The organism is Spirosoma koreense, assembly GCF_054777875.1.
Map to the genome: position 1 here is coordinate 19,704 of NZ_BAAHAC010000011.1, position 19,760 is coordinate 39,463.

The window sequence follows — 19,760 nt, forward strand, 5'->3', positions numbered from 1 at the left end:
ACTGGGTCGACACGAAACTCATGCCAATTGCCCCGCCGATGGCCTTTTTTCTTTCACCCGGGCAACTTCATAGCTGGCAGTTGACGGCCGTTCCCAAAGGGTTTGTGGTTATGTTCAGGACCGATTTTATCGATCCCCGACACGGGGCCGACTTGTATCCCCTGGTCCAGCAGCTCGAACAAAAAAGAGAAGTGGCCTTGCCGGAACCAGCGCCATTCATTGAGCTTCTCGCTGCCATCGAGAACGAATACAAGCATTCATCGTCGCGGCACCGCCCGGTGATTCTTCGCGCCATGACCCAAATTCTACTGGCCCGCCTGCTGGACACCGATCAGCTGGATTCCGTACCGGCCAGAACCGGCGACCTGACCTTTCGGCGATTTATCGATCTGCTGCGTCAGCCGGGCCACTTAGCCCATCGGGTCTTCTACTATGCCGAAAAACTAGGGGTGTCTCCCCAGTATCTAAATACCATCTGTCGGCGGGCACGGGGCAAATCCGCCAGCGAACTCATTACCGAACAGATCGTGCTGGAAGGCAAGCGTTATCTGCTGCACACCGATCTGAGCGTTACGGAAGTGGCTGAACATCTGGGGTTTACCGATCCATCGCATTTCGTCAAATATTTCAAAAAAATAACGGAGCATACGCCCGCTTCGTTTAGAAAAGTGCATGGGTTCTAACGAGCAAGGTACGGCATGAATGGCTACTGGCAGCAGCCTCTGGCCGACATCCGGGCCGAATGCTATTTTTTTAAAACTTCATTCCCGTTTACCGGTTTTCTGAGAGATAGTTCGCAAAAAAACGAAACAACTATGAAGACGGTTAGATGGTATTCGCCCGGGGGCGAAGAAGATCAGGGAGGTAACAGTGCCAGCGACAGAGAGTCGATTCTTCGTCAGGAAGGCCCACACGAACCAGGAGATACGCCTTTGGATGATCAGGAAGAGTTGCCCGGCGGATTTATTCATGGGCACGTCGATCAGGGCGAAGGCGACGAATAAACCGTTACCGGTTACGCCTTGGCATTGCCTTTGGCAATCGTAGACAGAAGCAGGTTTTTAAACGGAATAAGCCCTCTTAGGTCAGGGCTTATTTTTTTAGCTGTACGTCCTGCTAACCGGGAGGACACATCGCAGACCGGGCAAGTTTATCGGCCAATTCTGACCAGAAGTTTAGCAGATACGTTCGCATGATACCGATACAGACGCTGGCAGCAACCATCGATCAGATTATCAGGGCTGGCCACTCCCCCGCCGACACGTTGAACCAGGTGGTGCAGTGCGTCGGTACGGCCCTTGATGCCGACCGTTGTTTCCTGTATGTGCGGCAGCCCGACCGGGGCCGGGGGCGCACCGCTTTCTGCTGGCGGAAAAACGAGACTGTACCCGACAAAAATACGATACAGCCCACCTGGCAGGCCGATACCGACGCGCTGCCCGCTGAAGACCCACTGATCCGGGCCGGTTTAGCCATAAAGCCGTCGGTCTATGTGGATGATGTAGAAACGGCCGGTCCCGATGTGCTCAACCGGGCGTTTGAGCGGAAAACGTTTGGTCATCGCGCGCTGATCCATGCGCATATTCAGAGCCACCATCAACTGTGGGGGATTCTGCAACCCTGTATGTTCGGCCGCCCCCGCCACTGGACCGAAGAAGAAAAGGCGCAGATCGAAACCATCCTGCCGAGTTTGCAGCCGGTCATTGCAGCTTATGTAGCGACCGACTAATAAGTATTGCCTCTGGCCTTTCCGGCTCAAGACAAACCAAACCGTACAAACCTAGCCTACTACGCTTCAATTAGCGCTGTTTGACAGGAATGACTTCCCGACTATAAGCGGCTTCCCAGTGCGAATCCACCTCGTACAGAATGCCCACTTGGTAGGAAGCTTTCGGGAGCATGTCTAAAAATATCGTAGCCACTTCACCCGGTGGCACTGGATCGCCATTCTGTAAAAAATAGGCCAGTTTATAGCGACTCTGATCGACGGGCCAAACGAACGTATGTTGCCGTGACCGCAGCAGTAAATAAGCCTGTTTCCAGTTTTGGGTGGGGTTCCTTGTCAGGGTTAACTGCTCATGCTTACGCTCGCCCTGTTTGAAAGTGCTATCTTTTTCGATCAGTTTCAGGGGATTGTCGGTATACTCCTGGGTTGAAACCAGGGCTGATTCGAACTGAGGCTCAGGCAGCCTATAAACGCCTTCTTTAATTGCCTCTCCCAGTATCTGACTATAAAATTTGTCGTACGTACGCTGACCGGCAGGCATGGTTATCAGCAATTGATTTTCTCGCCAGTTATGCAGATCGCTGTTCAACGACTTATGCACATTGGTCACTTCGTCCAGATTGACCCAATAAGACCATCCATTAAAAAACAAACTTAAAACTAAAACACTACGGCCGACACGTAGCTGGTAGTCAGGCTTTAAAAGGAGCAGTAGGATTAAATAACCCACTACCACCAGCATCGTTGTAAACCAAATAAACCTGGGCACCAATAAACCATAATGCCAGCCATCACTTCTGGCAAAAGCAATACCAATAATAGTCAGGAGCAGATACACATAGCAGCCTGTCAGAAAAAGTGAAACTCTACCATCAGAGGGCTTTGTCCATCGGCGAATTCTTCGCTGAAAAAATTTAAATACAGGCTTCGACCGCAGAAAAAATGTGGGTAGCTGAATGACACCAATGCACACTACTATGGCCAGAAATAAGCTTATCAGTATACCCAGTAAACTCAGTTCAGGTAGTGACTGCGTAAAGAGAAGCCCCATCGACCCATTTATTAAAAAAAATCCACCTATTATTCGCAGGAAATGTATCGTATTTATACGTGCAGGTGTGGACTGAATAACGTGAGTAAGATGGTAAAAGACGAAATAAGAAATGGCTGAAAAAAGCACCCAATAAGCTAAACGTTTATACTGACTACTGATCAGGAGTATTACAAAACCCGCCATAAGAACTGCCACGCCATTGCCATTTGAGAAAAGGGCAATCAGGGCAGCTGGATAACTAAGAAAACTACGGGTAAAGGCGGGATGAGCTAAAAAATAAAAGGCTACGAACGCGAAGAACAGGGCAGGTATATGCTGAAGCGCACAGATAGCCCAGGTAGTCGTGTTTTCGTAATATTGTGGTTGTAGAATCAATAGAGCAATAGGCAAAAGTTTCCAGCCCGCCAGGCCCGCTTTACGAGCGGCATAGTAAAGCAAACCTATGGTTAAAATTAAGGTTGTATTGCCTACGAAAAAGAGGGTTCTAAAATTTAATTCTCCCTCGATCAGATAATCAAAAATAGCCGCCATTCTACCGAAGACAATCATATGCTCCGTATGCGGACCGTGCGGGGAAAATATTGCATAAATTACCTGATTGAGTCCAAAATTTTTTCCTTTTAAAGCTAGTATATCGATGACGAAAGTATAGTCATCTAGAAATGGTATATTTAGGGCAAAGCGATATACGATCCACCCATGAATGCAAATAAGAATGGCGAGCGCCAAATACCATATAGTCGAGTTTTTATTCTGATGATTATTTACCGGATGCTGTACCCTACTTAGTGAAATTTCCTGCCCGTTTTTTACCATGTTACGCCTGAACTATTTTCCTGAGCGATTGTCACAAACAAAATTATTTTGATGAATTTTTGTAAGTCGCTCTAAAATGCTGGCCTGTAGCGCCGTTAAAATTATCAACTGGCTGTTTATGGCATTGTTAGAAAATAACACAAAAAAGGAGTTTTAATAAGCAGATATAGTTTTACCCACGAGCTAGTGTCGATCTAACTGAATTCAGCTCAGTAGCCGGAGTCGAGGTGTATAAATCAGGAGCATGAAGAAGGCCGGATCTGTCTGTAATCCAGCCTGTAACCCAGGGCCATCAGCGAAAAGGCGAGCCAATGGTAGCCTTATTCGATATTCGCCTATAACGCTCAGATAGCCACCCGCATCGGTGAGCCCATGTCGGTTCGTGTTCGGGTAAAAATGTGAGAAAAAAGACTTTTCAAACCGTTTAGATACCGAATTCAACCCGCACACCGCGGTATACCAACTTTTCTACATACCCAATAATGCCGCTAACGAAGTGGTTCAACTACCTGTTTCTGATCCTGCTGGGTGGCTCACTGCCCTTTATTGCTTATAAAATCAATGCAGCTTACGAAGCGGATGCCTACAGCCAGCAACACAGCCCTCTCATAAACATGCCGGTGGTGGGTAGGCAGAAAGGATGGGGTACGGTGCGGTTCCCGAATAAAATTTATGTTCAGCTTCACGGAAAGCACTATGTTTTACCGTGTTCAAACCAATATTTCCAAAAGACCGCTACCCAGGATAGTCTTTTCGTCTACTACGATGGGCACCGGGATCGGGCTGTTTTAGCCGAAGGAACAGTCACTGCTCCCTCCGGGCTGCTGGCCTTACTCGGGTCGTGTGGGCTGATTATGATTAGTGCTACGGTTATTCATTTACGCCGGCAATTACGAAAGCGAAATCAACTGCTGTAACCGTATGACGCTGTGATTTTTGTGGTAAAGCCTCATTTTATCCGTTCAAAGGTGAATCCAGGTCCATCGACGGCCACGCCCGCATCCAGAAACAGCCGATTTCTGGCGATTTGTAAAGCCGGGTTCCGCACATACCAATTAGCAGCTCTGGGCTGCGCATTCGTGATAAGTTGCAGGTTGTAAGCCGTTTTCATTATCTCGAAATCGACGAGACCAGTTTGCTTACCATCCTGAATCACAACAATTTGGTTATTATCCACGATGAGCTGAACATTCGGTACTGTCGGATTGAGGATCATGCTGGATACAGCCGTCATGTTCCATTTCCCATTGAACCATTCCCTGGCCTGATCGAGATCATTGGTAGGCGATACGGTGTTCTGACAACTCATAGGCACGAGCAGCAGGAAAAAGATCAGATTAGTTAAACCAGGTTTCATGTCAGGGACGATTAACGTTCGGCTTATGGATTCAAAACCAGCCGGCATAGTTGGCAAAGACCGGCAATACCAGCCCCCGATGAGGCAGGTTGCAGCCAGTAGCACAATCAGGATGCCTAGAACCAGTAGATAGCCCGGTTTTCGTTCCCGTATGTCGAGAAAATAGGGAGATTCGGTGTGGAACGTAGTGTCAACCGTAGGCCACTCGAGTTCGTAGTTTCCGACTTTGGCCCAGAATGTAAATAGCTGGATGCGCCCCTCGCTACCACTGTTTACCCGCACGCGCGAGAAGATCGGCTCTACCCTGATCGTTTGACCAGTATGCTGGTCGGTGATGACTGGCACCGGCATCTTCACGGGCACCCGCTGTAACCTACTTCCCGATTGCCAGATGGCATAATCACCCGTATGCGAAACGACAAACAGTCCGCTTTTCTGGGTCATGGGCAGCTTGAGCAGAACGGGGCCACCTACCGACCGCTGGATTTGTTCAATGCCCCGGATAAGCAGAAAGACCCCGGCCGCCATCAGACTCAAGGCTATAAACCAGACTATTACCATTGTAACGGGTTGAAACGTCCTTTTTCACTGACCACTTGACGTGACATGTTTCCGGCCGGAACCGATCCTCCTATCCTCTACCGATTTATCAGAACCGGATGGCTGGGGTTTTCGAAGAAGAAACCTGTTTCCTGCGCTGGTAATAACGTCGGGCTTTTTGGTTGGTGCCGCAGGTTTGCATGTCACACCACTTCCGGCGATGGTTCTTGGTTTCGTCCAGAAAAAACCAGGCGCAGGCCCCACACTGCTTGATCAGGCGCTGGTCTTTGGTGGTCAGCAGGTCATAGGCCGATAAACTAAAGACCCAGACTACCTGCCGGAGTTCCTGCTGGGGACATTCCCAGTTTAGTGTCAGCCGGTCGCCCTGTCGTGAGAATCCTCTCTGAGCGAGTGCTTCCCCGATATGGCTATTGAAGGAAACCAGAACCTGTTCGGTAGCCTGTTGCAACTGCCCGTTTGCCAGAGATGCGAATACAGCCAGCATGGACTGCCGCACCTCGCGCGCTTTCAGCAAAACGAACTCTGCCTGCTCCGGATTACGTTCGGCTACTTGCGTCAACGCAATGAGGGTATCCGTATTCAGCAGCGATAACCGATGGCAGAGTACCAGCAGATCGGCATAGCTATGGAGCCGCTCTACTGGCACGTCATCGTTGAGGGCCGTGTTCACAAAATCTAGACAGGCGATTCCACCTGCCAGATCCATTTCGGCAATCGTACTAACCTTTCCCATGCGCCAAACGTAAACAATTTTATCACCAGTAAAACAACTTTAGCCGGTTATAGTTTTTTCAGTACGATTCATACGGTTCAAACGCGTTTTAAAGGTTATATTATGCACAAAGCCACCGCCCCCCGATACTGGCTGATACCCGCTTTTTTTGCCGTTTATTTCGTCTGGGGAACGACTTACCTGGCCAACCTATACGCCCTGAAAGCAATTCCGCCGTTTACCATATCGGCCCTCCGGTATCTGATTGCGGGCTTGCTACTGGCCGGGCTCGCCTATTACAAAGAGCAGGCTTTTCCGAGCCGGGAAGAAGTCCGGGACCTGGCCATCAGTGGCATATTGATGCTGGTCGGGGGCTCGGGCCTGGTCGTCGTGGCCGAGCAGTATATTACGTCCGGCTCCGCAGCCGTCATCGTAGCGACGGAGCCGCTCTGGTTTGTTCTGCTGGACCGGCCACGCTGGAAGCTGTATTTTAGCGACAAAAAGATGATTGCCGGTCTGCTAACTGGCTTTGCTGGCATCGTCCTGTTTGCCCAGTTTGCCCCAGCCTACGCCCCTCATGCAGACTCATCGACCGATCAGTTGGTCGGCATGGCGCTCGTTCTGGCGGGTGCAGTTCTGTGGGTGAGCGGTGCCCTGTTTGCGGCCCGGCGGATCAGGCCCGGCCGCTACACGCTTTGGCATACTACGGTTCAGCTTCTAGCGGCCGGGCTTTTCGCGACACTGACGGCGTTGGTTTATGGCGAGTGGAACGGCTTCGTGCCGCAAGCGGTGCCACTGCCCGCCTGGGGTGGACTGGCCTTTCTGATCGTTTTCGGGTCGCTGGTCGCTTATCTTGCTTTTGGCTGGCTGGTTACCGTTCAGCCACCGGCCATCGTCAGCACCCATACGTATATCAATCCTCTCATTGCCGTACTGATTGGCTGGATGGTGGCTGGTGAGCAAATTTCCGGGCTCCAGTTCATGGGGCTAGCCGTCGTGCTGACGGGTGTAGGACTGACCCAGTTGAGCAAATTGCAGACTGAGGGCTGAAGCTGTGAGCAGCCTCCGGGCAATGGCCCCTGCTGAGCTTACACCTGTTCCAGCGTAAAAGGCAGTTTACGGATGCGTTGACCGGTAAGATCGAAAATGGCATTGCATAGTGCCGGTGCAAAGGCGGGTAGTCCGGGCTCACCTACCCCACCGGGCGGCTCATTATTCTCCATGATATGCACCTCGATCGGGGGAATTTCGTCGATACGTGGCATGGCGTAGGTATTGAAATTAGTTTCAACCGCTTTTCCATCCTCAAAATGCGTGGCGTGGTTGACTGCTGCCCCCAGGGCCATAACGATGCTGCCTTCTACCTGGGCGCGAATCGTATCGGGGCTCACGTACCAGCCGCAGTCTATCAGGGCATACACCTTGTCGATCTTGATTTTTTTGTCCGATCGACTGGACACCTTCACGACCTGCCCGACCAGGCTGCTGTTACATTCGGTGATCGCTACGCCCCAACCGTCGTTTTTCCGGCGGGTTTGCCAGTGGCTGATATCGGCCAGTTTATCGACCAGCAGCTGATACCGATCAGACGACAGGTGCGCTTTTCTGAACTCAAGCGGGTCCTGCAACGCCAGGTGCGCCAATTCGTCGATAAAACTTTCGCAGGCAAAAGCTTCCACATTGGCGACGGGGGCCCGCCACCACATGGTCGGGATGGGTGAGCGGGTAGCGATGCTGCCGAAACTGTAGTGTGGGATCGACATATAGTAATCACTGGGCATACTAGCGGCCCTACCCTTGTTCTCCGTTACCGGTTCGGGATTGGCATCTTGGTCCTCACCGGGTCCCATCGGCTGTCCTGCCGAAATCAGTTGAAAAGCGGCAATCTTTTTCTGCGCGTCTACGCCCCCCCGGCACCGATACATAGCCCCGCCCCGAAACGGTCCTCCGCTCATGTCATCTTCCCGCGTCCACATCACCTGCACCGGAGCTTTCATTTCTTTCGAAAGCAGGGCAGCTTCCATCGGATAATCCTGGAAGGCTTTCCGGCCGAAACCACCGCCCAGAAACGTCATATTCACCGTGACCTTATCTGGCGGGATGTTCAGTCGTTCGCTCAGGTCGGCCTGGATGGAGTTGGCTTCCTGGATGGGGCCCCAAATGATCGCGCGGTCGGCCCTGACGTCGGCCGTGCAGTTGAGTGGTTCCATGCAGCTGTGCGACTGATAAGGCAGTTCATAATACGCTTCGAGGCTGACCGAAGCTTTTTTTAGAGCCGACTCAAACGCTTCTGACGGAATTGGGTTGTCGAGGTCCTGCCGCATACGCACGACCAGTTGCTCGGAACTCAGGTGTTCAAAGCCTGAATCATCCCATTCTACCTTCAGCTTTTTCCGCCCCTTCATAGCCGCCCACCGCGAATCGGCCACGACCGCTACGCCCTCATACAGTTGCCCAAAAACGGCCCGCTGCACCTTAAGGACGTTCTTTACACCCGGGACGGATCGAGTCGCCGAGTCATCGACGTGTTTTACTTTTCCTCTGAACCGCGGGTTACGCTCCACGACCGCATACAGCATGCCCGGCAGTTTTTTATCCAGCCCGAATTCGGCGGACCCGTTCACTTTGGCGGGGATATCTTTTCGAGACAGGGATTTACCAATCAGTTTGTAGTCTTTACGAGGTTTCAGCTTAACCTGCTGGGGTGGTTTTAGCTGAGCCGCTTCGTTGATCAGCGCGCCGTAGCCCAGTTTTTTTCCGGTGCTCCGGTGCAGCACCTGCCCGTTTTCCGCGTAGCAGTCGGCAGCCGGCACACCCCACTGGTTGGCGGCTGCTTCGATCAGCATTTCCCGGGCCGAAGCGCCCATGCGCAACAACTGCTGATACCAACCGCGGATCGAGAAGCTTCCCTCCTGCGGTTGGGGACCATATTTTTTCGGATTGGCGGGCGCAAACCGAACCCGCACCTGGTCGAGATTTACTTCCAGTTCCTCGGCAATGATCTGCGGAATTGCCTGCCAGGTCCCCTGCCCCATTTCTGACCGATGCGTGAAGAGAGTTACTTTTCCGGAAGGAGCGATAGTTATCCAGTTCATCAGTTCGGTTTCCGGCGCTTCGACCGCCGTCAGCGGCACCAGGTCGCCGATGGCTTTTCCGGGGACAGGCCAGTAACAGCCGATCGAAAAAAAGATGCCCGACAGGCCCGCCTGCCGCAGAAAGGTTCTCCTGGACAAATCCCGCTTATTCCCCATCGCTACCAAACGATTAGTTACCTTTGTGTAAAAATAAACAGACTGACTGCGAATCTGAACGTTCTGACGGATACGTACAAGAAAGATTTGCTGAACGGTTTATTCGGCTGTTTCAAGGTAATGCACTCCGAACGTTCACACTGATTGTCAGGATCGTCGGCCAGCCTATGCAACGACGTGTACGGATCAACCCTTATCTTTTTCATGAAGATTCTTTTAGTTGAAGACGAAGAGCGGTTGGCTTCTTTTATCCGCAAAGGTCTGGTGGCCGAAGGTTACGAAGTCGAAGTGGCTTACGACGGTCGCATTGGCCTGGCGCTGTTTCATAACGGGGCGTTCGATCTTATCCTGCTGGATGTCAACCTGCCCCAGATCAACGGGATCGACCTGTGTCGGACGATCCGGTCAGAAAATGAGTCCATACCGGTGCTGATGCTCACGGCGCTGGATAGTCTGGCCGACAAGTCGGATGGCTTCAACGCCGGGGCCGACGACTACCTGGCCAAGCCGTTCGAGTTTCAGGAACTGCTCCTGCGAATCAGGGCATTGACACGCCGGAACAGCCCCGGCCAGCGGCATATTCTGCGGCTGGCCGACCTGGAAGTAAACCTGGATAACCAGACCGTGACCCGGGCGGGCGAGCGCATCGACCTTACCACCCGCGAATACGCCCTGATGGAATACCTGATGCTCAACAAAGGCAAAATCATTTCGCGGGTGGAGCTGAGCGAACGGGTCTGGGGACTTAATTTCGATAGTAACACCAACGTGATCGATGTGTATATCAGCTACGTACGAAAAAAGATCGACAAGAATTTTACCCCTAAACTACTGCATACCATTGTCGGAACGGGTTATGTTCTCCGGGAAGGGTAAGTATGTATGAAGTATGGTGTAGGATGTAGGATGTAGGAGCGATTAGAAGAATGTACCATACATCCTACACCATACATCCTACTTCATACACCCTAACTCATACCTCTTATAGTTTACCTAACCATGCTCATTCGCAACCGCCTGACGATCATCTTTACGTTGCTGGCTATGGCCATCCAGGTCACGCTGTCGCTGCTGGTATGGTATTTCTATTCACTGTATCGGCAGGAGGAATTTTATAGCCGGCTGGAAGGAAAAGCCCGTGTGGCCGGCCGCTTGCTGATTTCGCGTCGGCACCTGCATGACGATTTCTTCAAAAATATGGTGCGTACGGACCTGCTCACCATCGTGGATGAGCAGATCAGCATCTTCGACATCCGACATAAGCTGGTCTTTACCAACCGAACCTTAAAAGAATCGGATTATTACAAAGAAAAGATTCCGTTGCTGGCTACCCGCCCGCTGTTTGAGTTTAAGAGTGGGCATCTCGAATCCATCGTGATTCCCTACCGCGACCGGGGCCAACTGTTTTACATCTTTGCCTCCGGCTACGACCGTATTGGCCTGGCCAAACTCAGCGCCCTGCAACAGATCATCCTGCTGGTTAATATCCTGGGGTTTGCGCTGATCGTACTGGCCGGCTGGTATTTTTCCGGGCGGGTGCTGAAGCCTATTTCCCGGATTGTAGATGAGGTAGAGCAGATTACCGCCACTCATCTGCACAAGCGGGTGAACGAAGGCAACCGGCAGGATGAAATCGCTCAGTTGGCCATGACCTTCAACCAGATGCTTTTCCGGCTGGAGGATGCGTTTGTTTCCCAGCGCAGCTTTGTCTCCCACGCATCCCACGAACTGCGCACCCCACTCACCAATACCCTGGGCACGCTCGAAACCTCGCTCCGGTACGACCAGAATCCGGCCGACTGGCGCGACAGCATGGAAGTCGCCGTCGAAGAACTAAAAAAAGTGATTGCGCTGACCAATGGGCTACTGGGTCTGGCTAAAGTGACCGACGGAACCGTGGCGCTGAGTGCTGTTCAGGTGGACGACTGCCTGCTGACCGCCATTGGGCAGGTGCAGACCAAATACCCGGACCGCAATTTCCCGCTTCAGTTCAGAACCAGCGCCGATGAATCGTTCATGGTAAAAGGCAACGCAGCCCTGCTGACCACGGCTTTTCTGAACGTGCTGGACAATGCCTGCAAATATTCGGGCGAAGCGGTATCCGTTCAGTTACAGTTAACGGACGGCCAAATCATCGTGACCGTTACGGACCAGGGCCGCGGCATCTCGGAAGCCGATGCCACTTATATCCTGGACCCGCTTTACCGGGGTAAAAATGTAGAGGGTGTACCCGGCTACGGCATTGGCCTGGCCGTCACGCAGAAAATCATCGATCTGCACCAGGGAACCCTCCAGATCGACTCCCAGGTCAATCAGGGCACTACAGTCACCATCCGGTTACCGAGTCAGGCCAGTTAAGTAGACAGTGGTTAACTAGCTACCAGCCACTAGAGTAGCCTACGGATTATAGGGTTTACCGACGACTAACTTATCGCCCGAAAAGTCTACTTCGAATAAGTGAGGAATTCGTACCGTACGGGTATTGATGCTTTTGTGGCTGTGTACGGACAGTAGCCATTTGCCGTCCAGCGTCTGAAACAGCATGCCGTGGCCATAATTGGGCGGGGTGATGGGCTCCTGCTCCTGAATCCAGGGGCCATCCAGCGTACCGCTTTTCGAATAGGCAACCCCCTGCGTGTAGACATCGTAGATCCAGCTGGTCCAGATCATGCCCAGCCGGCCGGTGCCGGTCCGGAACAGATACGGCCCGTCCGTCACTTTGTTGGGCCCAATCCTGTCTCCTGCTTTTTCCCGACTCCAGGGGCTTTCGCTGGCCCGGAACAGCAGTTTTCCTTCGCCGACCGACCCGCTCAGATCAGGCTTGAGTTCGATTTTCTCGATGGTTCCGTTCAGGTTTTGCAACCACTCATAGCAATATACCATATACGGTTTCCCGTCTTTGTCTACCCAGAAAGTGCCATCCAGCGTTGGTTTGTCGGCAGGCAGATAGGTAGCGTCTTTCATGGGAACATACGGTCCGTCGGGAGTATCGCTGACCAGTATATGACTGGCGCGCCGTTCGATGGTCCGCCCTTCCACCGTGTCGATTTTCACCTTCCGGTTGGTAAAAGTGGCAAAATAGTAGTACTTGTCTTTGTACTTGTGTAATTCGGCCGCCCAGATCATCGGGTTCCTGCCCATCCAGGAGTCGGGGTCGGTTTTGGCGACCCGATAAGGGCCGGTCCATTTTTTGAGGTCTTTACCCTTCCACAACAAGCCGCCTGTGCCGGTCATGTAATAGGTCGCTGTTTTTTTGTCGGCCAGAATAGCCGGGTCGCTCAGCCGAATCGAATCCAGCGGTACGTCCTGCCGGAGTACTGGCTCGCGGATCTGCGAAAAAACCGGAGCCACTTGCAGCATACCCAGCGCGGCCAGCAAAAAAGCTTTGTTGTTCATGAGGTACGATTGCCGATATCGGCGATTAGGTCTGGAAAAGCGTGTCGTTCGTTGCTTGAGCAGATAAGCAAACGAGGGGCATCAATCTCCCCTTCTCTGCGATAAAAATCCCTTAAAATGTCTTCTTCGACGGCTCGCCCACCGGCTACTACAAGACAACTGTTATCGAACTGACCACATCAGGCAACTAAGCCTCATTATTTGAAAATCCTATCTTGCTACCTCGATTTGACCCCGCTGCGTCAGATCGCGCGGCTAAATTTTCATTTAAATTTAGCTGAGTACCTGAGTGAAACTCACCCTAATTTTCTGTGCTTGTCGGCCTTTTTCAACTCATAGGGAACGGCTTGGATTAATTAGTTTTTTGGCTCTTCGTCATATTAAATAGTACTTTTTGAATACATACGTACTTCTTAAAAGAAATTTTAATTTTGATAAATCCCGCAATTACCTCATTTAAGCCAACTTTTACGCCTATAAACCGATGTATTGCCTAAGTTACTCGTGTAAGGATTTAAACTTTTCTAATATTTTCTAATTTCCTTTTCACACGGTTTTAATGTCCCGGTGCTTGATTTGTGTCAAAGCAATATGAACACAAGCATGCAACGCCGGAGTTTTCCCTCGATTTTGCTTTATGGCTTTGGGTTGGCGCTGGCTCTTTCACTGGCCTTCAATGGGTTTTTGCTGTATGAACAAAGCCGCCATCTGAGCCTTTACGAAGTCGAACTAAACAACTCGATTCATCCGGTTGAGCAGGCGGTATGGCAGCAGCAACTTTCGGAATGCCAGCGGGCAAACCTGCAGAAAGACAGCCTGATCCGCCGGCTGGAGCCGGTTCCCAACGCTCCGCCAGCCCAACTGGGCGCCATTCAACGGGCCACTTTAAAGTAAAATAGGTTCGATTTTTTCCGGGTAAACCCACCGCTTAAACAGTATCAAAACAGGTTCGTGTAAATCACAAAAGAGAATGAAGAGAATCCTCATGTTTGTAAGCTTTTGTACTGCTTTGGTGAGCATGACAAGCTGTTCCCATCAAGAAGAAGAGAAGGAAGAAGAGGTTAAATATTCGGTTACCAGTCCACTCCAGAAAGATACGACCATCACCAATCAGTATGTCTGTCAAATTCGCTCGATCCAGCACATCGAATTAAGAGCGCTGGAGAAAGGCTATTTGCAGAAAATCTTTGTGGACGAAGGGCAGCACGTCAAAAAAGGGCAGCTTATGTTCCAGATTCTGCCCATTCAGTACCAGGCCGAATTGCAGAAAGCCGAAGCCGAAGCCAATTTCGTTGGGGTTGAGTACAAAAACACCAAATCGCTGGCCGACAGCAACATCGTCTCGAAAAACGAACTGGCCCTGGCCAAAGCGAAGCTCGACAAAGCCAATGCGGAAGTATCGCTGGCTAAAGTTCACCTGGGCTTCACTGAAGTACGCGCGCCGTTCGACGGAATCATGGACCATTTTCAGGTACGGCTGGGTAGCCTCGTCGACGAAGGCGATCTGCTGACGACCCTCTCGGACAACGGCCAGATGTGGGTGTATTTCAACGTACCGGAAGCCGAATACCTGAACTACAAAACCAATGCTCAGGCCGAAAACCTGAACCACGTCAACCTGCTCATGGCCAACAACCAAGTGTTCAATCACCCGGGTGTGGTTCAAACCATCGAGGCTGACTTCAATAACGAAACCGGGAACATTGCGTTCCGGGCTACCTTCCCCAACCCGAACGGCCTTTTACGGCACGGCGAAACCGGGAATATCCAGATGACCCTGCCGCTCAAGCATGCGCTGATCATTCCGCAGAAAGCTACCTTCGAGGTGCTGGAAAAGAAGTACGTGTACGTGCTGGATAAAGACAATAAGGTTCGCTCGCGGGAGGTCACGTTAGCCGCCGAACTACCGCACATTTTCGTCATTAAATCGGGATTGAGTAAAGATGATAAGATCCTGCTGGAAGGACTACGCCAGGTGCGCGAAAATCAAAAAATTCAGTACAAGTACACAGAGCCTGCCGCCGTCATTTCCAATCTAAGTCTGTACGCCGAGTAAATCAATGGATAATGCATAGTGGACAATGCATAATGAAAAACCTACTCATTATCAGCCGATTATCCATTTTACATTATTCATTATTCATTATCCATTACTCATCTACTCAAACCAGAAAATATGTTTAGTAAATTCATACGCAGGCCTGTATTCGCTATCGTGATCTCGGTCATGATCGTTTTCATCGGCGTACTGGCTATCAAGCAATTACCTATTTCTCAGTTCCCCGACATTGCCCCTACGACCGTCAATATCTTTATTGCCTATCCGGGTTCCAGTGCCGACGTATTGGTGAAATCCACGCTGATCACGCTGGAACAGGCCATCAACGGGGTGCAGGATATGCGCTACATCGCTACCGACGCCACCAGCGCCGGGGAGGCAACCCTTCGGATCATTTTTGAACCCGGCACCGACCCGAACGATGCCGTCATCAGGGTCAAGACCAGGGTAGACCAGGTGATGCCGCTGCTCCCTGAACTGGTGCAACGGGAAGGGGTTATCATCACCCCGATCCAGCCCAGTATGCTGATGTACGTCAACCTCTATTCGAAAGAAAAGAGCATCGACGAAAAATTCCTGTTCAACTACGCGACCGTCAAAATGATCCCGGAGATCCAGCGGACGCGGGGTATAGCCAGGGCCCAAATATTGGGTAGCCGCCGGTATGCCATGCGTGTCTGGCTGAATCCTGACCGTATGCGGGCTTATAACATTTCTGTAGAAGAAGTGATGAAGGCCCTGGGGGAACAAAGTATCATTGGTCGCCCCGGCCGGATCGGGCAAAGCTCGGGTATTGCGGCTCAGTCGCTGGAATACGTGCTTACCTACAAAGGGCGGTATAGCGAACCGAAAGAGTACGAGAGTATTATTATCCGGGCTAATCCGGAAGGGGAAAGCATTCACCTGCGGGATATCGCCCGGGTCGAGCTGGGAAGCGAATTCTTCGATATTTATTCCAACCTGGACGGGCATGCGTCGGCCGCTATCGTGTTGCGGCAAAACTACGGCAGTAACGCCAGCGACGTGATCGAAGAGGTGAAGAAAAAACTGGAGGTGATGAAAACCTCGTTCCCGCCGGGCATGGATTACCAGATCAGCTATGACGTATCGAAGTTCCTGGATGCGTCAATCGAGCAGGTAATCGATACCTTACGGGATGCGTTCATCCTGGTAGCGCTGGTTGTGTTCATCTTCCTGGGCGACTGGCGGTCTACGCTCATTCCGATTCTGGCCGTACCGGTATCGTTGATCGGAGCGTTTTTCGTGATTCAGGCGTTTGGGCTATCCATCAACCTGATTACACTCTTTGCACTGGTACTGGCCATCGGTATCGTGGTCGATGACGCCATTGTAGTGGTAGAGGCCGTGCACGCCAAGATGGAAGAAGAGCCGCACCTGACGCCGTTCGGTGCCGTTCGGAAAGTGCTGGGCGAAATCAGTGGTGCCATCATCGCCATTACCCTCGTCATGGTATCGGTGTTCCTGCCGATTTCCTTCATGTCGGGGCCGGTCGGTACGTTCTACCGGCAGTTCTCCATCACCATGGCCAGTTCCATTGTCATTTCGGCGCTGATCGCGCTGACGCTGACACCGGTGTTGTGCGCCATGCTGTTGAAAAATCACCATGGTCATGGCCATCCGCAAAAGAAAAACCTGCTGACCCGGGGGATCGACAGTTTCAACCGGGGCTTCGAGAAACTGACCGGGCGGTATGTGGGCCTGTTGCGATTGATCGTTAGCCGCCGGCTCCTTACGTTCCTCATTCTGGGAGGTTTCTGTCTGGGAATTGCCTACGAGAATAAGATCCTGCCGGCAGGCTTTATTCCGAACGAAGACCAGAGCACCATTTACGGGATCATCCAGACCCCTCCGGGCTCGACCCTGGAAAAAACGAACGAAGTATCCCGCCGGCTGCAGAAAATTTGCGAAGAGGTGCCGGGTATCGAATCGGTATCTTCTCTGGCGGGTTACGAGATCATGACTGAAGGGCGGGGTTCTAACGCGGGTACGTGTCTGATCAACCTGAAGTCCTGGTCGGAACGGGATAAGAACGTGAAGGAAATTATGGAAGAGCTGGAGGAGAAATCCAAAGGGCTCGGTGCCACGGTCGAGTTCTTCGAACCACCGGCCATTCCTGGCTTTGGTACGTCGGGCGGTTTTTCGATGCGTCTGCTGGACAAAAACACCGATACAGATTATCATGAGTTCGATAAAATTCAGAAAGAATTCATGGATAACCTGGCCAAACGCAAAGAGCTGACGGCGTTGTTCTCCTTCTTTGCCGCCAACTATCCGCAGTACGAACTGGAGATCGACAATAACCTGGCTATGCAGAAAGGCGTGTCGATCGGCAAAGCGATGGACAACCTGAACATCATGATCGGTAGTACGTACGAACAAGGGTTCATCAAGTTCAACCAGTTCTTCAAAGTATACGTGCAGGCCGATCCGAGCTTCCGGCGACTTCCTTCCGATCTGCTGAAGCTGTTTGTGAAAAACGATGCGGGCGAAATGGTACCGTATTCGTCCTTCATGACGCTGAAAAAAGGACAGGGTCCCAACGAGATTACCCGGTTCAACCTGTACAACTCAGCGGCTATTCAGGGGCAGCCGGCCAAGGGCTTCACCACGGCCGATGCTATCCAGGCCATCCGGGAAGTTGCCGCCAAGACGCTGCCTAAAGGGTACGACATCGCATTCGAAGGGCTTTCTTACGACGAGTCGATTCGGGGCAACGAAACCCTGTACGTGTTCCTGATCGTGGTAGCCTTCGTGTACCTGGTGCTGGCCGCTCAGTACGAAAGCTTCATCATTCCGCTGGCGGTTGTATTCTCGCTGCCGGTTGGGGTATTCGGTTCGTTTCTGCTGCTGAAGCTGATGGGACTGGAGAACAACATCTACGCCCAGATCGGGCTGATCATGCTGGTGGGTCTGTTGGGTAAAAACGCCGTACTGATCGTGGAATTTGCCGTGCAGAAGCGCCAGCAGGGCGAAACGATACTGAACGCGGCCATCGAAGGAGCGAAGGTCCGTTTCCGGCCTATCCTGATGACCTCCTTCGCGTTCGTCGCCGGGCTGATTCCGCTCATTATTGCCACGGGTGCCGGGGCTATCGGTAACCGGACCATCGGTGCTTCGGCCCTGGGAGGAATGTTGTTCGGAACCATTTTCGGGGTCGTCATTATCCCCGGATTATACTACATATTTGGTAGTCTGGCCGATGGCAGAAAGATGATCAGAGACGAAGAAGATGATCCGCTGACCGAAAACCTGGTTCATTCCGTAGACCATTTCCCACAACCTGAAGCAAGTGAAGTCAATGATTAAGAAACGAATCGTGAATGGGGCGGGAATCACTCTCCTTGCCCTGTTCAGTGCGGCCTGTAGTGTCCCACGCCTGGTTCAGAAAACCGAGAACAAATCCGTGCCGGCGAGTTATTACGACTCGCAGGATACCACCAATACCGGCAAGACGAGCTGGCGACAATTCTTCACCGACCCCAACCTGGTTGCCCTGATCGACACGGCTTTGTTCAACAACCAGGAACTCAATATTACGTTGCAGGAAATTCAGATTTCCAACAACGAGGTATTGGCCCGGGCCGGGGCCTACCGACCCTTTGTCACCCTGGGCGGGGGAGCCGGTATCGACAAGGTATCCCGGTATACGAGTCAGGGGGCTGCCGACGCAGCGACGGAAATCCGGCCGGGCGTCGAAACCCCCGAGGTGTTACCGAATCTGTATTTTGGGGCCACCGCCAGTTGGGAGGTCGATATCTGGCGCAAACTGCGAAACTCCAAAAAATCGGCCGTATCCAGTTATCTGGCGTCCATCGAAGGGAAAAACTTCCAGGTCACGAATCTGGTGGCCGAGATCGCCAATTCGTATTACGAGCTGATGGGCTATGACAATCAGTTGGAGATCATCCAGCGGAACATCGTCATCCTGAACAACGCGCTGAATATCACCCGGCAGGAAAAGGAAGCCGCCAAGGTAACCGAGCTGGCGGTGCGCCGGTTCGAAGCCGAGGTATACAAAACCCAGAGTCTCCAGTACGAAATTCAACAGAAGATCGTCGAAACGGAAAACCGGATCAACTTCCTGGTGGGGCGGTTCCCACAACGTGTGCAGCGGAGTTCGCAGGGCTTCAACGACCTGAATCCGGTTACTATTTCGGCGGGGGTTCCGTCGCAGCTGTTGGCGAACCGGCCCGATATCAAACAGGCCGAATGGAGTCTGGAAGCGGCCAAACTGGACGTTACGGTAGCCCGGGCCAACTTCTACCCGTCGCTGAATCTGAGCGGCTTTCTGGGTATCATGGCTTACAATCCGTTGTATCTGGTGTATACGCCCGAATCGCTGGTGGCTTCGCTACTGGGCGATTTAGTAGGCCCCATTGTCAACAAAAATGCCATCACCGCTACCTATAAAAGTGCCAATGCCAAGCAGATACAGGCCGTTTATAATTACGAAAAAACGGTGCTGAACGCTTACATCGAAGTGGTCAACCAACTGTCGAACATCAATAACCTGAGCCAGAAGTACACCATGAAAAATAACCAGGTGCAGGCGCTGACGCAGTCGACCAATATCTCGCTGAGGTTGTTCACGTCGGCCCGCGCCGACTACATGGAGGTCCTGCTGACCCAGCGCGATGTACTGGAAGCCCGTATGGAACTCATCGAAACCCGAATGCAGCAGTTAAACGCCCAGATCAATGCCTACCGCGCATTGGGTGGCGGCTGGAAATAAGCTCAGCCGACTGATTTATAAGCAGTAAAAAACCGCAGGGGGCAACGTGTGATACGTTGCCCCCTGCGGTTTTTA

Annotated in this window: 16 protein-coding genes; 11 read left to right on the forward strand and 5 right to left on the reverse strand. The window is 51.9% G+C overall.

Annotation, left to right across the window (positions count from 1 at the left end):
• The first annotated feature begins 20 nt into the window (after positions 1 to 20).
• The 3 genes from ACYVC2_RS11665 to ACYVC2_RS11675 all read left to right on the forward strand — a co-directional run bounded on the left by ACYVC2_RS11665 (position 21) and on the right by ACYVC2_RS11675 (position 1,729).
• On the forward strand, positions 21 to 683 hold the full coding sequence (locus ACYVC2_RS11665; protein WP_461102602.1) for a helix-turn-helix domain-containing protein: 663 nt from the start codon (positions 21 to 23) through the stop codon (positions 681 to 683).
• 132 nt (positions 684 to 815) lie between these two features.
• Positions 816 to 1,004 carry a hypothetical protein gene (locus ACYVC2_RS11670; protein ID WP_461102603.1) on the forward strand — a complete coding sequence of 63 codons (189 nt, stop codon included), beginning with the start codon at positions 816 to 818 and terminating at the stop codon, positions 1,002 to 1,004.
• Between the two features lie 188 nt (positions 1,005 to 1,192).
• Entirely contained in the window at positions 1,193 to 1,729 is a 537-nt protein-coding gene (locus ACYVC2_RS11675; protein WP_461102604.1) for a GAF domain-containing protein, read from the forward strand.
• Between the two features lie 70 nt (positions 1,730 to 1,799).
• On the opposite strand, the gene ACYVC2_RS11680 is transcribed toward ACYVC2_RS11675, so the two are convergent.
• Positions 1,800 to 3,596 carry a hypothetical protein gene (locus tag ACYVC2_RS11680; protein ID WP_461102605.1) on the reverse strand — a complete coding sequence of 599 codons (1,797 nt, stop codon included), beginning with the start codon at positions 3,594 to 3,596 and terminating at the stop codon, positions 1,800 to 1,802.
• 482 nt (positions 3,597 to 4,078) lie between these two features.
• Here ACYVC2_RS11680 and ACYVC2_RS11685 point away from each other — a divergent pair, with 482 nt between their 5' ends.
• Positions 4,079 to 4,513 (forward strand): hypothetical protein, encoded by a 435-nt coding sequence (locus ACYVC2_RS11685; protein ID WP_461102606.1) that lies wholly within the window; start codon positions 4,079 to 4,081, stop codon positions 4,511 to 4,513.
• A 32-nt stretch (positions 4,514 to 4,545) separates the two neighbouring features.
• Here the strand turns inward: ACYVC2_RS11685 and ACYVC2_RS11690 are convergent, their stop codons facing one another.
• Positions 4,546 to 5,514 (reverse strand): hypothetical protein, encoded by a 969-nt coding sequence (locus tag ACYVC2_RS11690; protein WP_461102607.1) that lies wholly within the window; start codon positions 5,512 to 5,514, stop codon positions 4,546 to 4,548.
• 88 nt (positions 5,515 to 5,602) lie between these two features.
• Positions 5,603 to 6,247, reverse strand: a complete 645-nt coding sequence (locus ACYVC2_RS11695; RefSeq protein WP_461102608.1) for a CGNR zinc finger domain-containing protein — start codon at positions 6,245 to 6,247, stop codon at positions 5,603 to 5,605.
• 102 nt (positions 6,248 to 6,349) lie between these two features.
• Between ACYVC2_RS11695 and ACYVC2_RS11700 the strand changes: the two genes are divergently transcribed.
• Positions 6,350 to 7,276 carry an EamA family transporter gene (locus tag ACYVC2_RS11700; RefSeq protein ID WP_461102609.1) on the forward strand — a complete coding sequence of 309 codons (927 nt, stop codon included), beginning with the start codon at positions 6,350 to 6,352 and terminating at the stop codon, positions 7,274 to 7,276.
• 38 nt (positions 7,277 to 7,314) lie between these two features.
• Here ACYVC2_RS11700 and ACYVC2_RS11705 read toward each other — a convergent pair whose 3' ends face one another.
• Complete coding sequence (locus tag ACYVC2_RS11705; RefSeq protein ID WP_461102610.1) at positions 7,315 to 9,459, reverse strand: xanthine dehydrogenase family protein molybdopterin-binding subunit; 2,145 nt, start codon at positions 9,457 to 9,459, stop codon at positions 7,315 to 7,317.
• Between the two features lie 222 nt (positions 9,460 to 9,681).
• Here ACYVC2_RS11705 and ACYVC2_RS11710 point away from each other — a divergent pair, with 222 nt between their 5' ends.
• Both ACYVC2_RS11710 and ACYVC2_RS11715 read left to right on the forward strand, forming a co-directional pair.
• Positions 9,682 to 10,353 carry a response regulator transcription factor gene (locus ACYVC2_RS11710; protein ID WP_461102611.1) on the forward strand — a complete coding sequence of 224 codons (672 nt, stop codon included), beginning with the start codon at positions 9,682 to 9,684 and terminating at the stop codon, positions 10,351 to 10,353.
• A gap of 123 nt (positions 10,354 to 10,476) precedes the next feature.
• On the forward strand, positions 10,477 to 11,835 hold the full coding sequence (locus tag ACYVC2_RS11715; RefSeq protein WP_461102612.1) for a sensor histidine kinase: 1,359 nt from the start codon (positions 10,477 to 10,479) through the stop codon (positions 11,833 to 11,835).
• Positions 11,836 to 11,874: 39 nt separating this feature from the next.
• Here the strand turns inward: ACYVC2_RS11715 and ACYVC2_RS11720 are convergent, their stop codons facing one another.
• On the reverse strand, positions 11,875 to 12,873 hold the full coding sequence (locus ACYVC2_RS11720) for a glycoside hydrolase family 43 protein (RefSeq protein WP_461102613.1): 999 nt from the start codon (positions 12,871 to 12,873) through the stop codon (positions 11,875 to 11,877).
• A gap of 591 nt (positions 12,874 to 13,464) precedes the next feature.
• Between ACYVC2_RS11720 and ACYVC2_RS11725 the strand changes: the two genes are divergently transcribed.
• The 4 genes from ACYVC2_RS11725 (at position 13,465) to ACYVC2_RS11740 (ending at position 19,685) form a co-directional block, all read left to right on the forward strand.
• Positions 13,465 to 13,767 (forward strand): hypothetical protein, encoded by a 303-nt coding sequence (locus tag ACYVC2_RS11725; RefSeq protein ID WP_461102614.1) that lies wholly within the window; start codon positions 13,465 to 13,467, stop codon positions 13,765 to 13,767.
• A 76-nt stretch (positions 13,768 to 13,843) separates the two neighbouring features.
• Positions 13,844 to 14,929 carry an efflux RND transporter periplasmic adaptor subunit gene (locus tag ACYVC2_RS11730; protein WP_461102615.1) on the forward strand — a complete coding sequence of 362 codons (1,086 nt, stop codon included), beginning with the start codon at positions 13,844 to 13,846 and terminating at the stop codon, positions 14,927 to 14,929.
• 120 nt (positions 14,930 to 15,049) lie between these two features.
• Positions 15,050 to 18,259, forward strand: a complete 3,210-nt coding sequence (locus ACYVC2_RS11735; protein ID WP_461102616.1) for an efflux RND transporter permease subunit — start codon at positions 15,050 to 15,052, stop codon at positions 18,257 to 18,259.
• Complete coding sequence (locus tag ACYVC2_RS11740) at positions 18,252 to 19,685, forward strand: TolC family protein (protein ID WP_461102617.1); 1,434 nt, start codon at positions 18,252 to 18,254, stop codon at positions 19,683 to 19,685. The genes ACYVC2_RS11735 and ACYVC2_RS11740 overlap by 8 nt, the downstream gene beginning before the upstream one ends.
• Positions 19,686 to 19,760 lie beyond the last annotated feature (75 nt).

Bases quoted from the DNA above. Each gene is read 5' to 3' on its own strand.
- ACYVC2_RS11665 (WP_461102602.1), top strand. From the start codon at position 21: ATGCCAATTGCCCCGCCGATGGCCTTTTTTCTTTCACCCGGGCAACTT.
- ACYVC2_RS11670 (WP_461102603.1), top strand. From the start codon at position 816: ATGAAGACGGTTAGATGGTATTCGCCCGGGGGCGAAGAAGATCAGGGA.
- ACYVC2_RS11675 (WP_461102604.1), top strand. From the start codon at position 1,193: ATGATACCGATACAGACGCTGGCAGCAACCATCGATCAGATTATCAGG.
- ACYVC2_RS11680 (WP_461102605.1), bottom strand. From the start codon at position 3,596: ATGGTAAAAAACGGGCAGGAAATTTCACTAAGTAGGGTACAGCATCCG.
- ACYVC2_RS11685 (WP_461102606.1), top strand. From the start codon at position 4,079: ATGCCGCTAACGAAGTGGTTCAACTACCTGTTTCTGATCCTGCTGGGT.
- ACYVC2_RS11690 (WP_461102607.1), bottom strand. From the start codon at position 5,514: ATGGTAATAGTCTGGTTTATAGCCTTGAGTCTGATGGCGGCCGGGGTC.
- ACYVC2_RS11695 (WP_461102608.1), bottom strand. From the start codon at position 6,247: ATGGGAAAGGTTAGTACGATTGCCGAAATGGATCTGGCAGGTGGAATC.
- ACYVC2_RS11700 (WP_461102609.1), top strand. From the start codon at position 6,350: ATGCACAAAGCCACCGCCCCCCGATACTGGCTGATACCCGCTTTTTTT.
- ACYVC2_RS11710 (WP_461102611.1), top strand. From the start codon at position 9,682: ATGAAGATTCTTTTAGTTGAAGACGAAGAGCGGTTGGCTTCTTTTATC.
- ACYVC2_RS11715 (WP_461102612.1), top strand. From the start codon at position 10,477: ATGCTCATTCGCAACCGCCTGACGATCATCTTTACGTTGCTGGCTATG.
- ACYVC2_RS11720 (WP_461102613.1), bottom strand. From the start codon at position 12,873: ATGAACAACAAAGCTTTTTTGCTGGCCGCGCTGGGTATGCTGCAAGTG.
- ACYVC2_RS11725 (WP_461102614.1), top strand. From the start codon at position 13,465: ATGAACACAAGCATGCAACGCCGGAGTTTTCCCTCGATTTTGCTTTAT.
- ACYVC2_RS11730 (WP_461102615.1), top strand. From the start codon at position 13,844: ATGAAGAGAATCCTCATGTTTGTAAGCTTTTGTACTGCTTTGGTGAGC.
- ACYVC2_RS11735 (WP_461102616.1), top strand. From the start codon at position 15,050: ATGTTTAGTAAATTCATACGCAGGCCTGTATTCGCTATCGTGATCTCG.
- ACYVC2_RS11740 (WP_461102617.1), top strand. From the start codon at position 18,252: ATGATTAAGAAACGAATCGTGAATGGGGCGGGAATCACTCTCCTTGCC.